Raw genomic sequence first — 15,498 nt, 5'->3', positions numbered from 1 at the left:
TGATTAATACAATAAGGCCATTGAGAAATTAAATAAAATTGATTGTTTAGATTAAAACAATCGATTTTTAAGATTGCAAACCCAAGGAGTGATCTACTGCTTACTTTTAAGCGTTAAAGCAGTTACAACTCAACTACCACTCATAGTCAGTTGCGCTATATAGATTTTAATAAGATTACACTGCACATCCTTGCTACAATAACGTGGTTTACATTACACAACCTTCAAAGGCATTTCATTTATGGAAAAATTCGTCAATCACATTCAACTTGGCTATTTAGGCTTATTGCCATTTTTAGGCTGTGTGGGCTGGCCGCTCATGTTTGGCAGTAACAGTGTAAATTTAGAGTTTTTTAGTTTTTACAGCATTGCTATTTTAGCGTTTATGGCGGGTAACTTATGGCATGCAGGCCAGCAGAGCTTTGCTGATGCGATTAAAGCAGTGCTACCGGTCATTCCTATTCCGTTTTTATCATTCTTACCGATTGAGTGGATGCTTGCTTGGTTAGGCGCGAGTTTTTGGTTAGTACTGATTTTTGAAAAGGCCACAATACAGTGGCAGGGTTATCATAAAGATTATCAAAAAATGCGTTTTGTGCTCACATCAGTGGTATTTGTGTGTCATATCTTAATTATTGGTATGAGTATTTACCCTAAATAACACGCCATGGCTTAACCATTGGTCTGTAATAGGGTAACATCCGCGCACTGTATTGAGAGGACACACCATGATAGACCAATTACGCCAACAGCTTACTGACCTTGGTGAGAATTTTGTAGAAAAAAACGCGGCTTTTAAAATTAAAGTTATCCCGTTTTTTTGCGCTATTAGCATAAAAAAAGATCATAAAAGTGAGGGGCGTCTTTCTTTTTATTCAAATCAGCTCATTGAAATATTTATGGTGGTGTTGTTTGTTTTATTTGGCTTAGCCATTTACGACCCTCAAGCCGGTTTTACTCATGGCCCTATTCATATTGTGTTTGCTATTTTGATTACCTTTAACTTAATTCTTAAACAAGTTGCCATTGAAGGGTTAAAAACGCGTTTAGCTATGTATAGGTTGCATCAACAGCTGATTAATACACCGCATCCTGACACATCGCCTGTTACTAATAAAAACATATAATTTAATATGTATTTAAACCCAAATTGGAACATACTCACGGTAGGTGATGGCGACTTATCGTTTTCAAACGCGCTTTACAACCACATTAAACCGCAAAAGTTAGTTGCCTCAACCTATGATGCAGCTGCAACTCTTACAGAAAAATATCCCGATAACGCGCTTGCCTCACTTAAAGCACATAAAATTGATGTGCTTAATGAATTTGATGTCACCAACACACAATGTTGGCAACAACTAGCCGAGCACCTAAACAGCTTTGATGTAGTGATTTTTCAATTTCCACTTATTCCTGCGTTTATTGGTCGCGACGCATTTGAGAAAAATACACGTAATAACAGCATGAACGTGCTTAACCGTGCGTTACTGCATCAATTTATAAAATATGCCAATGAGTTTGCCTTGAACCCACAAGGCCCTGGGTTATGCTATATAACCTCAAAAGATGTTAAACCGTATCGTGAGTGGAATATTGAGGGGAGTTTAAATACCCATTTAAACGCACAATATCAAGGACAAATGTCATTCGATATCAGTCGCTTTGATGGCTATAAAATTCGCAATGTCGACCGTGACAAACACGTCAAAGACACCAGCGGTATTACTTATGTATTTAGTGAAAATACACTACCCGAACTAAGTGATATGTTAACAACCCCTAATTATCTAACTGATGATTATTGCCCGCTTTGTCGTGTGGGGCCGTTTTTAGCGGATGAAGATAAAAACAAACATTTTTCCGCTAAAAAGCACCAGCAAATGCTCAAACTAGAGCAAGACTGGCAGCAATGGTTAACAGCGTTTTATAAGTCAAGTTAGTCACAAAGTGCAGCTTGCTTTATTAAGTCAGCTGCTTTTTCTGCAATTGCTATTACCCCAGCATTGGTATTTCCGGTAATAATACTGGGCATAATAGAGGCGTCTACCACCCGTAAATTTTGCACACCGTGAACACGTAATTCGCTATCAACCACAGCCATATCGTCTTGGCCCATTTTGCAGGTTCCTACGGGGTGATATTCTGTATCGGCTGTTTGCCTAATAAACTCAATAAGCTGCGCATCATCATTAATATCAAGCGGATACACCATATCTGCACGAATAGTATCAAACGCTTTGCTTTGCATTATGCTCAATGTTTTTTTAAGCCCAAGTAGCATAACCTGTAAATCATCGGGGTGGCTTAAATAATTAGGATCAATGAGTGGCGCACTTACAGGGTTGGCATCCGCTAAACGAATAGTGCCGCGGCTTTTAGGGTGCATTATGCTGCTATGAATACTGTATCCATGGCCATAATGCAGTTTACGGCTGTGATCGTCCACCAGCCCAATAACAAATTCAAGTTGCACATCGGGCACAATAGAATCTGTAAATAAGTTTACAAACGCATGCGACTCGGCAAAGTTACTGGTCAGCTTTCCTTCGCGTTTGGCAAACCAATCAACGCATCCTTTTGCAATATTAAACGCACCGCTGGCACTTATTCCAAATGTGCCTTGCGAATATTTTGCTTTGTATAATGGCACAACGGTTAAGTGATCGTGCAAATTACTGCCTACACCTTCTAATGGCGTTACAAGCTCAATGTTATGCTGCTTTAAATGATCTGCAGGCCCCACTCCCGATAACATTAAAAGTTGGGGAGAGTTAATCGCACCGGCACTTAAAATAACTTCTTTATGGGCATTTAGCACATAGCTTTTATTATTAACGGCAACTGTTACACCAGTTGCAGCTCTCCCGCAAAAATTAATTTTATTTATCTGCGCATCAGTGAGCACGGTTAAGTTTTTACGAGCTAAATTAGGTGTTAAGTACGCTTTTGCCGCACTGCAACGCTCCCCTTTATGTTGAGTGACCTGCGATAACCGCGCACCTAGCTGTTGCTGCGCATTAATATCGTCATTAAGGGCTACGCCTTGCTCTTGGCATGCTTTTAAAAACAGCTGATTAACTGGGCTTGGTAAACTTAGCTCTTGCACATGTAAGGGGCCATTTACACCATGATATGGGCTGTTGGTAAAGGTTTTGTTGTTTTCAGCTTTGATAAAATAAGGCAGCAAACTGGTATAATCCCAGCCGGTATTTCCCATAGCGGCCCAGTTGTCGTAGTCTTTTTTATTCCCTCTTATGTACACCATGGCATTGATTGAACTTGAACCACCAAGCACTTTACCTCTGGGCATAAACCCACAGCGGTTATTAAGCTCTTTTTGTGGCACCGTGTTGTAATGCCAGCTATTAATGCCATAAGGCACACTAGCTGCAACTCCCGCAGGCATTTGCACCATGGCACTTTGGTCACGGCCGCCGGCTTCAATTAAACACACACTCACATTTTTATTTTCAGATAATCGCGAGGCAACAACACAGCCAGCACTGCCTGCGCCAATCACAATGTAATCAAATGAGGTGGTATGCATAAAATATCTCCCATTAAAAAAACTACTTTGCATGGATTATCTACTAAAAACTTGATATTTTTAGACACCTCTTCACTAATGCAATTGTTATGAGCAGCCTAATTAAAGCCACTTCTTTACAGGGAATTGATACATTAATTACCGAACTAGGTGGTGATACAGCATGCATCATGCGCCATTGCGCCATTGAGGTAACGTTAAACTCCCTTGAAACCCAAAGCTTAACTTATCGCCATTATGCCGAACTTTTAGAATACTGCGCTCATAGCTTAAACTGCCCAAGTTTTGGCCTTAAACTCGCTAGCAAACAAAGTTTTGATATTTTAGGGCATATCGCTATCGCCGCTAAAAGTGGAACTGATTTAGGTGAAGCGCTTACATGGGTAATTAAATACCTGCACTTACATACACCCGCACTTAATTTAACCACGCATACACTTGAAGATGACCAAAATATATTTTTATCATTCGAAATAAAACTCAAGCCTTTACCTGTTATAAATCAAGTTATTGAATTAACAATTGCACTGGCGCTCGCTACCTTAAAAAAAGTGAGCCAAAATCAATGTAAACCCATTAAGGTATTTTTACCGCAAAAGATTGATGCAAATATACGGGCTTATCATCAACACTTTGGCTGTAACGTTATTGAACACAGAAATAGCGCCGGTATTTTAATCGCCAAAAACGATTTATTATTGCCACTTAATGTTTCTGAACAACACAAAGTACAAGCCGCATTAAACTTTTTAGCCGCTAATAATGCGCATACTCAGTCGTTACCTTCGCAAGTAAGTGCACTTATTCGACCCATGCTGCCCCTTTTTCAATGCTCAAACCAAACGATAGCAACGGCACTTAATCTGCATCCTCGCACCTTGCATCGTGAACTTAAAAAACATAACACCAGCTTTGTAAAACTAAAAGATGCCACTCGCCGCGCATTATGTGAACACTATTTAATGCAAAACCAATTTTCTATTTCACAAATATCCGAGCTGTTAGGTTATCAAGAACAAGCCACATTAAGTGCCAGTGTAAAACGCTGGTTTAACTGCTCTGCCCGCGCATTTAGAGCAAAATATTGTTAAACTGCAAAGCTGTGTAAAATACATAAAAAGGCTAAACATGAATTTTGTGATTGTAGGTACCAATTTTATTAGCGACACCCTACTTGATGCGGCAAGTACTCTGAGTAATTTTAATTTATACGGTGTGTGTTCTCGGGCAGAAAGTAGCGCTGAGCGATTTTTAGCTAATCACCCCACTCATTCTCAAGCAAAAATATTTACCTCCATTGACGCTGTTTGCCAAGACGAGCTTGTAGAGGCAGTATATATTGCCGCACCAAATAGCCTGCATAAAGACTATGCAGTGCAATGTTTAGCTGCGGGCAAACACGTACTTGGCGAAAAACCCTCAGCAGCAAATAGTCATGAGCTTACTGCTATTTTAACGGCTGCTCAAAAACATCAACGTTTGTACATGGAAGCGATGATGACAACGCATTTACCTAACTTTGCTGTTTTAAAAAACGCATTAAAAAGAATCGGTACACCGCGTAAATTTATTGGCCAATTTAGCCAATATTCGTCACGTTACGATAAGCTCAAAAACGGCGAGCGCCCTAATACCTTTTTGCCTGAATTTGCAAATGGCGCATTAGTAGACTTGGGTATTTACCCACTTTATTTACTTATAGCACTGTGGGGCGCACCAAACAGTGTGCACGCCAGTGGCGTATTACTAGAAACCGGTGTTGATGGTGCCGGCGATGTACTTTTAAATTATGCAGATAAACAAGCGGTAATTAGTTATTCAAAAATATCGCAAGGCGAGAACATCACCGAAATACAAGGTGAGTTAGGCCGTATTCGTATTGAAGCTGTATCGCAACTTAAAAAAGTGGAATTCATCGCTAATAATGGCCAAAAAGAAACAATAAGTGCAGATTTTGATGAGCATTTTATGAAGTATGAAGTGGCGCACTTTATTGAGATGATTGAGCAAAATGCATTAGAGTCACATATTAACAACCACCAGCTTTCACGCGATGTGATGACGGTACTCGATACCGCCCGCGCACAATTGGGCGTTATATACCCTGCCGATAGTAAAGCTGAGCTATAAATTTTTACTCAATCAGTCAGCCCTCATTACCCGCCACCTCAATCTTAAAAAGAGTAACGCTTATTTTTCATTCAGCCCAGTGATAGCCTCTCATCACTGGGGACTCCATGTAAAACGTTAATTTACATTTACCTGCGTAGGTAAAAGCAGGTAATATGCGCCGCAATTAAATGGCAATATTTAAGGACGACCATGCAAAAATCAACCAAAGAGCTATTACTGGCTATTTTATGCATATTGCTTGCAATGATCACTATTCAGTCTGGGGCTTCACTGGCTAAGCAGCTTTTCCCTATTGTTGGCCCTGAGGGCACAACGGCCTTACGTTTAGGTTTTTCTGCCGCTATTCTTTGTTTAATTTTTAAACCTTGGAGACACTTTCCGGTTGCAAGCCAGCGTTTACCCATCTTAATTTATGGTTTGAGCCTAGGCGGCATGAACATTCTATTTTATTACGCCATTGAACGTATTCCACTGGGTATTGGTGTTGCGCTTGAATTTACAGGGCCCCTTGCCGTTGCGTTATTTTCATCAAGACGAAAGCGTGATTTATTTTGGGTTGCTTGCGCAATAACCGGAATATTATTACTGTTACCCGATATGAAAGGCCAAGAAAGTTTAGATCCAATTGGCGTATTTTTAGCTCTAGCAGCGGGTGCGTGTTGGGCAGGTTATATTTTATTTGGTAAAAAAACCGGCAGCCAAAGCTCTGGTGGCGCAACGGTAGCGATGGGCATGACCATTTCAGCTATTGTGCTTGTACCTTATGGAGGCATATCACAAAGTGCCGCATTTACTTGGGATATTATTCCGTTAGGTATTGCCATTGCGGTACTTTCAAGTGCCCTACCTTACACTTTAGAAATGATCACATTGCGGAATATGTCGCCGCAAGGGTTTAGCATTATGATGAGCCTTGAACCCGCTATTGCAGCACTCGCTGGCTTAGTTATTTTAGGTGAACTACTTAGCATTTGGCAGTGGCTTGCTATTTTATTAGTTATTATTGCCTCGGTTGGCAGCTCAACGTCAAACAGTAAAAAGCAGCCCGCTGCTTAATATTTAATTAAATATTAAGCTACCGAGACACACAAAACCCACGCTATTTGCTTGGGTTTTGTAGTTAAGTCATTCACTATTTTATAGGGGATGGCTTGCCATGTGGGCTTGAGCGCAAATATTGCTTTGGTGCCTGCACTTGCGCGCCCAACTCGGCCGCAGCATGCCAAGGCCAATGTGGGTTATATAAAATACCCCGCGCTAAAGCGACACCATCAGCACGTTCATCACTAATAATACTTTCAGCTTGCTGTGCCTCGGTAATTAAACCCACCGCTATCACTGGCATATTCACAACCTGTTTAATGGCGGTTGCAAACGGCACCTGAAAATTCTTAGCAACAGGTATATTTTGCTCAGGGCTTAAACCCGCAGTGCTTACATGAATAAAGTCACACCCTAACGCGTCAAGCACTTTTGCCAGTTCAATTGATTGCGGTAAATCCCAACCATCATCAACCCAATCGGTTGCTGAAATACGTACACCCACCGCTTTATTGCTTGGAAATGCCGATCTTACAGCTTTAAATACGTCGAGTAATAATCGCATTCTATTTTCTAGGCTACCACCGTATTGATCATCACGTTTGTTTGCCAGCGGCGATAAGAACTGGTGTAGCAAATAACCGTGCGCGCCATGTATTTCTATTAAATCAAGGCCCAACTCGTCAGCGCGCTTTGCCGCATTAACAAAGTCACTTATGAGCGAATCTATATCATCTTGGTTCATCGCTTTGGGAGTGGGGCTGTTTTCATCATAGGCAATGGCTGATGGCGCAACCGTTTGCCAACCATTGAGGTGATCGGGCATAAGTGCCCCACCGCCATCCCATGGTTTATCGGTTGACGCTTTTCGACCTGCATGGGCTAATTGAATACCAATAGGCATTGGGCTGTATTGTCTTACGGCCGTTAAACTTTTTGCTAATGCAGCTTGGGTAGTATCATCCCATAATCCTAAATCGGCGTAACTAATTCGCCCTTCGGGATTAACGGCCGTCGCTTCTAAAATAAGTAAACCCGCTCCACTTAAACTCAATTGCCCTAAATGAATGGTATGCCAGTCACTTGCAGCCCCATTGTTGGCCGAGTACTGGCACATGGGTGCAATAATAATTCTATTCTCTAGGCTTAATTTACCAAGTGACAATGGTGAAAACAGCTTTGACATTATAAATCCTCATATAACTGACTCACAGCCACAGCTAAACTGTGCTGTTGGTGTTATCAATAATTAAACATGTATTTATAAAGGTTATGGGGGGGAATATTCATTTTTATAGTGTTTATAAAAATATAAGTAATGTCGTTTTAAACTATTCATTATCCAGTTTTTATCTATATTAGGCACAATTATTATTTTGGTTGATTTTAAAGCAACGCCTTTGTTTATTTAATATACAGCGCGAAACACTCAAACTCACTTTTATATTTTTATTCTAAAAAAGTGAATTAAAATTCATATTTTTATTTCCATCACTAAAACACCCTGATACTATTACCGCTCATTTATAAACACATTTTATTGAACTAGGATCACTTTTTATGTTTAAACCAAGCCTGTTAACCTTGGCTGTATCAAGCGCACTGAGCGGTGTATTATTTAGCAGTAATGCAGTGGCTCAAGAGCAAGTTATTGAAAAGAACAAATCGCTTGAAGTTATTGAGGTTACAGCAACGCGCCGAAGTGGCTCAATTCAAGCTGCGCCTCTTAACATTACCGCGCTCGATGCTGATGTAATGAAAGATCAAAACATCAGTGAGCTGGCCGATGTAGCACGTTGGGTACCGGGCTTAACAATTACAGATCAAGGTGGCCGTGCCAGTTCACCTATTATAGTCCGTGGTTTAAATACTAATTCATCAGGGCCTTCATCAGATGGTGGCACTGTTGCCACTTATATTAATGAAATTCCTGTCTCAGTTGATATGCGTTTAGTTGATATAGAGCGTGTGGAAGTGCTTATTGGGCCGCAAGGCACATTATATGGGGCAGGCACACTTGGTGGCGCTATTCGTTACATGCTTAAAGAACCAGAGCTTGATTTCACCTCAGGTGAAGTATTTGGTGATGTTTTTCAAACTCAAGAAAGTGATTCGGTCGGTGGTGAAGCGGGCTTTATCTTCAATTTACCATTAATTGAAGACAAACTTGCTGTTCGTACCAGCTTAAATATTTATGAAGACCCAGGGTTTATTGACTACGCCTACACCGTTCGTGAACTAGGTGTTTCGATTACCGACCCTGATTGGACAAACCTTGATGCAGTAAACAGCAATCTTAAAAATGTAAAAGACGCCAACGGTGAAACCACCACAACTGGGCGTATTTCATTACGTTACAAGGCAAACGAGTCATTCGAAGGCACATTAAACTACTTCTATCAAAAGCAAGATACTGAGGGTCGTTCCATTGTTCATCACAACAGCCTTAATGCTAACAATGGCTTAAGTGATCGCATTGGCAAATACGAGTCAGCGTACCGTTATGAAGAGCCACGGATAAAAGAAGACCAATTACTGAGCCTTGAACTTAAAGCCGACTTAGGTTTTGCCGAGCTAGTATCAGCCACCGGTATTTCACAATTTGACGCCGATGGGCAACGTGACCAAACAGATCTTTTAATTCGCTTAGACTATGGCTACGAAGAGTTTCCCTCGTTTTCAGCCTATACCCGTGAAATTGACGAAAAAGACACGTTTACCCAAGAACTGCGTTTAGTCTCACAAAGCGATAGCGATTTAAGCTGGATTGTTGGTGGTTTTTACAACAAAACTGACACCGATGCATCAAGCAGAGAGTACACACCAGGGTTTGATCAATTCGCGGTTGATAATTTCGATGGCGCACAACTTAGACCAGACTCTTTAGAATATTTAGAAATTACTGGTAGCAAAGTCACTGAATCAGCACTTTTTGGTGAAGTGGGTTACCAGGTAACCGATAAACTCGACATTACCATTGGCGCGCGTTTTTACGAATACGACGTAGAATCAAAAGCGGCTTTTGATTTCCCATTAGCAAATACCTTGTATGAAGGTGCTGCACCTGATGAGGTTTCAGTTAACTTTGAAGAGAACGAAGCCGGTGACAACGGTAATCTGTTCAAATTTAATGCTAAATACCAATTTACAGATTCAGTGATGGCGTATGCAACTATAAGTGAAGGATTTAGAATTGGTGGCTCAAATGGCTTAGTGCCTTGCCCTACACCTCTACCTGAAGACCAACAAACAGGCTGTGGTACACCTGATGAAATGCTATACGATGCCGATACAACCACTAACTATGAGCTAGGTTTTAAAAGTACCTGGATGAGAAGCCAATTACACTTTAATGCTGCGCTATTCAATGTAGATTGGGATAACGCACAAATTGCCGGTGCAACAACAGTAGGCCAATTACCTTACTTATCAAATGCTGGTAGCGCAAATGCGAAAGGGATTGAAATTGCCACGCGTGCAATTTTATCAGACTCATTTACAGCCTATGCAACTTATGCCTATACAAAAGCAGAACTAACCTCAGACGCTCCGTATTTATTTAATGCCGATGGCACTGATGGCGCAAAAGATGGCGACCGTTTACCGGGCTCACCTGAGCACCAGTTCTCTATGGGTATTAACTACCAAACAGAAGTGTTTAACGACAAAACCCTTGATATTAACTATGGTTTAACTGCACAAAGTGATGTAATTTCAAAAGTAGGCCTACGTGACAACGGTGAAGTACTCCCGGGTTATAGCTTAAGTAATATTTCAGCTAAATTAACCACCGATGCGTGGTCGACTACTTTATATGTAGATAACCTATTTAATAAATATGCGGTGACTTCTGTTCGTCGCTCAGATGCGGATATTACAACAGCCAATGGCGCAGACATACAACGTAACTATGGTTACTTTATTAATCGCCCGCTTACTGTTGGCATTAAATTTAACTATAAGTTTGAAATATAATTAAACGATACGTTGGGAATATAATTAAGCGATAAGTTTAAGTACAATAAAAAGGCTCAAATTAATTTGAGCCTTTTTATTTTGTAAGTACATTATTTATAAGAGTATTCATGCAGCCAAACTTAAAGCAACTACACCAAAGCGCTATCAACAACTTAAACCAAGGCAACATTCAGCAAGCGCATAAAGCACTGGTTGAGCTGGTAACACAAAAACCAGACTTTGCTGATGGCTACTTTTTGCTCGCTATGGTTAATTTACAGGTTGGTCAAATTTATAAAGCGATAAAGCTAATTGAAAAAGCATTAAGCTTTACCCAGTCTATTGAATATACAGCGCAACTTGCCAAGTGTTACGCCCTTACCGGCAATTTACAAAAAGCAAAAAACACCGCCCTCAGCGTTAAGATTGAACATATTAGTAAAGCACTTGATGCCGATACATTAGGCGTCGCGCTCACCCAAGCGGGTTTACATCAGCATGCTGCTGACTACTTTATATGCGCATTAAGTTTAGCTGAGGCGAGTAATACTCGTCAGCCGCAGTTTTATTATAACTATGGGGTGTGTGCTAAATTTTTAGGCCAGTTTGATAAAGCACAGCAAGCGTTTGAAAATGCCATTGCACTGAACCCGCTTCATCATCAAAGTCATTTTGCCTTAGCCGATTTAACTAAAGTCACCGAACATAATAACCACATAGCGCGATTAAAAAATGTATTCGAACAGGTCAATCATCCCGACGCTAAACTACATATAGGTCATGCGCTAGCAAAAGAATATCAAGACTTAGGAGAGTTTTCAGCAGCCTTTGCCGCGTTACAACAAGGTAAAGCAGCAAAACTTGCTAATAAGGCGTTTGATAACCAAGCGTCTGAGGCTTTATTTGCACATATAAAACAGCTCAGTGATAAATACAAAAACCAACAAACGGCTGGCAACCAAAGCAGTGAGCCAATTTTTGTATTAGGCATGCCGCGCTCTGGCACCACATTAGTTGAACGCATTTTATCAAGCCACAGCGACGTACAATCAGCGGGAGAACTGCAAGACTTTGGCCTAAGTGTAAAAAAACTTAGCCAAACGCACACGCCTCAAGTACTCGATACAGATACCTTAAGCCAGGCTTACCAGCTTGATTTTGCAAAACTTGGCAGCACTTACCTTGAAGCAACCCGTGTTGTAACCGGCAGCCATAAACACTTTATTGATAAGCTACCGTTTAACTTTTTTTATATCGATTTAATTACCAAAGCCCTGCCTAATGCTAAAATAATTTGCCTACTTCGCGACCCCATGGACACCTGTATTGGTAACTATCGCCAGCTATTTACTATTAATAACCCCTACTACGCGTACTCCTTAGACTTACTCGACACCGCTAAATTTTACAGCCGCTTTTATAAACTGATGCAGCACTTCAGCACCCTGCACAGCAATATTAAACTAGTAAAATACGAAGAGCTCATCGCCGCACCAGAGCAAAAAATAAAAGAATTAGTGAGCTATTGCGACTTAGACTGGCAACCACAGTGCCTTGATTTTCATTTAAACACCGCACCAGTTTCAACCGCCAGCAAAATGCAAGTGCGCCAACCGCTTAACAACAAGGCCATAGGCCGCTGGAAAAAGTTTAAGCCCCATACTGATGAAGCGCAGACTTATTTAGTTAATCAAGGAGTTTTAGGTTTAATTAAATAACAACAACTGTTAGTTGGACGGATAGTTCAGTGTGATAAATTTTAAAGTTACCGGATGGATATGAGTTTTTAAGCTGAATGTATTTGGGGGTTTTTCTCTGTTAACTTACCCTCTTCCACTTAAGGAAAAACCCAACGCTACCATAAAAAACTAACAAAAAGTAATACACCAATTACAACAGCAGCTATAAATAAGTATTTACCAAGCTTAGCATTTTGTTTAAGAGATTCTTGGTGTTTAGCCTTAAGCATAAGTAATTGTGCTTCGTTTAAATCGGAACAATGCGTACATTTATCCAAAAATTCAGAATAATACAGTTCACACCTATCACATCGTTTTTGTTTAGGTTGCTTAGATCTCCATGATATGCTCATCCCTAGAGACATTATAACTTCCACTCGAGAGTACCAGCGTACTCAACCTTAACCAGCCTACCATTTAATAACGCAGGCTTAAATCTCCATAGCTTTAAAGCCCGTAAACCTTCCTTTTCAAATACACCATTTGGGGCAGATTCAATTACTTCAACTCTTTCTAACGCTCCAACTTCATTAACTATTGCTTTGAACTTTAAGTAGCCCTCTACGCTTTTTTTAGCCGCATCTTCAGGATATTTTGGTTCAATCTTCACAACCCATTTAGCAGGTGAATCTGTTTGCGCATTGATATACACAGTACTTGAATTTGCCGCTTCATTAATACTATTACAACCAACCAGTAAAAGGACTAAAAATATAGTTATGTACTTCAAAGACTACTCCTAAAAATATGCTCAGTAAAATGAACAACTAGTGTTTAAGTTTACCAAGGTGTGCAGCAACACTAAACGAACTTACTAAAATACTCCCAACAAAAAACGCTTTTCTATAAAGCGTATAAACCTAGACAAAACATTTCAAAATTTATCTTAAACCTCTTTTGTAGTGTTACTTTCGCTACCAACTCTGATCAAGCGGGTTGATATAATAATTAACACACCACAAACTATCCCCAAACCAATGGACTTACTTAATCCCAGTGATCCTAAAACAGGTTTTATCATAAAATAATTAAAAATAACCATAGGTAAAAGCGCAACGAAAAACACTTTTATATTAAAGGTTACTGCAAATGGTTTTTTGCATTGCGGGCACTCTCTTATCTTGCTCCAACTTTGTAACGCTTTAGAAAAAAATCCAATTTTTTCTTCACAATGAGGACATTTATAAAATTGTTCATTCGCCTCAAAACCATCCTCAACTTCATAACTCGTTGTTGGGTTTACAAGGCGATTATTTAACTCTTTCTTTAGTTCATTTGTTCTTTCAGGATACGCTTCTTGATCGATAGCACGTAATGACTCTTCTAGCTCTGAAATTGAATATTCTGAATAATTTGGTTCCATACCTGTGTTCTCCTTGTTTAATAAAGCCCACTGAGAAATAGTTAAAGTAATCGTTCAAGAGACGCTAGCCAACTGTTTTTTATATAAATAAAACAAATGTAAAGTCGCTATAAAGGGTGCAATAATAATATACATAAAAATATATTCTTGTGGTTTCATCGTACTAAATTCAGTCGTTGTTAAAACGACAGGACAAAAACTACAACCTAATAACAATCCAACTATCACAATAATAGGATGCTTTAATACCGTTAAGTTTTTCATCGTTTTTATTAATGAATGGAGTGACCATAAACCATAAGCACCACCCACCAAAAAATAACCCAAAAAAGGGTTTAATGTAAGTGAAAATACAACCCAACCAAATATACTATAAATCAAATAAAGCAATAACGTAGGTACAAAAGCAAAAGCAGTATAAAGAGATATTAGATTTTGTAGTTGAGAGTTACTCATACGTTTTATAAACATCCAAAACTATGTTAAATAGCAGATAATAGCTGGCTAAAGCATCGTGCGATTGCAATATGTCGCTTTTTCAAAATCACTAATGTTTATTGCAATGTTAGAAATTTCAGGAAATAAAGTAACAAGCTTACTAACAATTACTCGTGAGAGGTTCGCTTTTTGCTCTGTTGTTCTTCCTTGCATTATATGGGCAAACACATGGATAAAGTCTTCACGCTTATTCCCTACAGAGAAAGTATTAAATGGATTTATTCTAACTTTTATATCACCTTCATCGAATAAACCTGTAGTGTGAGCTACAAAATGAATTTGTTCAATATTGTATTCCTCATCATGTTCCCCAAAAAAACTTTCAGAACAGTCCATTATAAAATGAGGCATATATTCTCCTTAATATTAATCGCTGATGTAAATGTTTTACAGCACCTTACTTGTGAATGAGATTCATATCGATACCTGTCTTAAACACTTTTTTCAATACAACTTATATAAACATTTCGTGAGGGTTTAAAAAAAACATTCTTTTCCAACCCTGAGTCTGTGTTGTAGCTAACCAAGGAATTGGAATTATTGATAAGATTGAGTAATGAATGTGTTGCTGTTTTCCTTGGGCATTACCTGAATCCCCCAAAACACCAATAACTGAGCCAGTCTTAACAACAGTAACCGTTGTAACAGAGTAACTGTCCATATGCGCATAATAGTGAATACGCCATTTAGGCCCTAAAACTGCCACTACATTCCCGCATTTACTTATTGTGCCCGTATAAATGACTAAGCCTTTACTAGAAGAAAGTGTGGTAGTTCCTTTTTTACCAAATATATTAATTCCCTTATGGACCACAGAGCTTCCCCATGGCTCATACCAAAAAGTATTATGGTTCCAATCGTTGGGTGTTGCACCCTCAACAGGAATAACAGTTTCATCTGGTATAATCATCCCTACAAGGAAAGCGGCATTAAGTAGAACAAGTAGAAACCTTAATTTTTTCAATGAGCTATCCTTGGCACATATTAGCTGAAGCACTCCCTGTATGGGTGTCAGCGTGGGAACTATTTATACAATGGGCTTTACTTGATAAAGGGGGGGCTTTTAGTGACCTATGTAACATCAGGCCAAGTTAATGAAATGCGCTGCCCTAAGCTGTCCCTGCATTACTCAGCATATTTATTAGCTGATATTAAACCGAATTAAGCGCGTTAAATCAACACACTAATTTCGACTTACATTATCGATTGTCTGCAAA

General features: G+C 39.5%; 15 protein-coding genes. 8 read left to right on the top strand and 7 right to left on the bottom strand.

Annotation, left to right across the window (positions count from 1 at the left end; genetic code table 11):
• Positions 1-241: 241 nt before the first annotated feature.
• From PTET_RS17460 to PTET_RS17450, 3 genes are all read left to right on the top strand, one after another.
• The gene (locus PTET_RS17460; RefSeq protein WP_013463075.1) at positions 242-661 is read left to right on the top strand and encodes a DUF3429 domain-containing protein; all 420 of its coding nucleotides are present in this window, start codon (positions 242-244) and stop codon (positions 659-661) included.
• Between the two features lie 67 nt (positions 662-728).
• Positions 729-1,127, top strand: coding sequence for a hypothetical protein (locus PTET_RS17455; protein ID WP_028834167.1), 399 nt, complete (start codon positions 729-731; stop codon positions 1,125-1,127).
• A 6-nt stretch (positions 1,128-1,133) separates the two neighbouring features.
• Complete coding sequence (locus PTET_RS17450) at positions 1,134-1,943, top strand: class I SAM-dependent methyltransferase (protein ID WP_096039042.1); 810 nt, start codon at positions 1,134-1,136, stop codon at positions 1,941-1,943.
• Here the strand turns inward: PTET_RS17450 and PTET_RS17445 are convergent.
• Positions 1,940-3,550 (bottom strand): GMC family oxidoreductase, encoded by a 1,611-nt coding sequence (locus PTET_RS17445; protein ID WP_096039041.1) that lies wholly within the window; start codon positions 3,548-3,550, stop codon positions 1,940-1,942. The two genes, PTET_RS17450 and PTET_RS17445, sit on opposite strands and share 4 nt — an antisense overlap.
• 89 nt (positions 3,551-3,639) lie before the next feature.
• On the opposite strand from PTET_RS17445, the gene PTET_RS17440 reads away from it, so the two are divergent.
• The 3 genes from PTET_RS17440 to PTET_RS17430 all read left to right on the top strand — a co-directional run bounded on the left by PTET_RS17440 (position 3,640) and on the right by PTET_RS17430 (position 6,739).
• Positions 3,640-4,641 (top strand): AraC family transcriptional regulator, encoded by a 1,002-nt coding sequence (locus PTET_RS17440; protein WP_096039040.1) that lies wholly within the window; start codon positions 3,640-3,642, stop codon positions 4,639-4,641.
• Between the two features lie 37 nt (positions 4,642-4,678).
• The gene (locus tag PTET_RS17435) at positions 4,679-5,680 is read left to right on the top strand and encodes a Gfo/Idh/MocA family protein (protein WP_016899601.1); all 1,002 of its coding nucleotides are present in this window, start codon (positions 4,679-4,681) and stop codon (positions 5,678-5,680) included.
• Positions 5,681-5,872: 192 nt separating this feature from the next.
• Entirely contained in the window at positions 5,873-6,739 is an 867-nt protein-coding gene (locus PTET_RS17430) for an EamA family transporter (protein ID WP_096039039.1), read from the top strand.
• 76 nt (positions 6,740-6,815) lie between these two features.
• Here the strand turns inward: PTET_RS17430 and PTET_RS17425 are convergent, their stop codons facing one another.
• On the bottom strand, positions 6,816-7,910 hold the full coding sequence (locus tag PTET_RS17425; RefSeq protein WP_096039038.1) for an NADH:flavin oxidoreductase/NADH oxidase: 1,095 nt from the start codon (positions 7,908-7,910) through the stop codon (positions 6,816-6,818).
• A gap of 374 nt (positions 7,911-8,284) precedes the next feature.
• On the opposite strand from PTET_RS17425, the gene PTET_RS17420 reads away from it, so the two are divergent.
• Positions 8,285-10,699 carry a TonB-dependent receptor gene (locus PTET_RS17420; protein WP_096039037.1) on the top strand — a complete coding sequence of 805 codons (2,415 nt, stop codon included), beginning with the start codon at positions 8,285-8,287 and terminating at the stop codon, positions 10,697-10,699.
• A gap of 110 nt (positions 10,700-10,809) precedes the next feature.
• Positions 10,810-12,399, top strand: coding sequence for a tetratricopeptide repeat-containing sulfotransferase family protein (locus tag PTET_RS17415; protein WP_096039036.1), 1,590 nt, complete (start codon positions 10,810-10,812; stop codon positions 12,397-12,399).
• Positions 12,400-12,784: 385 nt separating this feature from the next.
• On the opposite strand, the gene PTET_RS17405 is transcribed toward PTET_RS17415, so the two are convergent.
• From PTET_RS17405 to PTET_RS17385, 5 genes are all read right to left on the bottom strand, one after another.
• Positions 12,785-13,150 carry an energy transducer TonB gene (locus PTET_RS17405; RefSeq protein WP_174818650.1) on the bottom strand — a complete coding sequence of 122 codons (366 nt, stop codon included), beginning with the start codon at positions 13,148-13,150 and terminating at the stop codon, positions 12,785-12,787.
• 156 nt (positions 13,151-13,306) lie between these two features.
• Positions 13,307-13,783, bottom strand: coding sequence for a hypothetical protein (locus PTET_RS17400; protein ID WP_096039033.1), 477 nt, complete (start codon positions 13,781-13,783; stop codon positions 13,307-13,309).
• Positions 13,784-13,837: 54 nt separating this feature from the next.
• On the bottom strand, positions 13,838-14,239 hold the full coding sequence (locus tag PTET_RS17395) for a hypothetical protein (protein ID WP_147154761.1): 402 nt from the start codon (positions 14,237-14,239) through the stop codon (positions 13,838-13,840).
• A gap of 48 nt (positions 14,240-14,287) precedes the next feature.
• Positions 14,288-14,632 (bottom strand): 5-carboxymethyl-2-hydroxymuconate Delta-isomerase, encoded by a 345-nt coding sequence (locus PTET_RS17390; protein WP_096039031.1) that lies wholly within the window; start codon positions 14,630-14,632, stop codon positions 14,288-14,290.
• Positions 14,633-14,735: 103 nt separating this feature from the next.
• Positions 14,736-15,245 carry a M23 family metallopeptidase gene (locus PTET_RS17385; RefSeq protein WP_096039030.1) on the bottom strand — a complete coding sequence of 170 codons (510 nt, stop codon included), beginning with the start codon at positions 15,243-15,245 and terminating at the stop codon, positions 14,736-14,738.
• Positions 15,246-15,498 lie beyond the last annotated feature (253 nt).

It is taken from the genome of Pseudoalteromonas tetraodonis, from assembly GCF_002310835.1.
Taxonomy (GTDB): Bacteria; Pseudomonadota; Gammaproteobacteria; order Enterobacterales; family Alteromonadaceae; genus Pseudoalteromonas; species Pseudoalteromonas tetraodonis.
The sequence above is the reverse complement of the archived record's forward strand: the minus strand, read 5'-3'. Positions and strand labels throughout refer to the sequence as shown.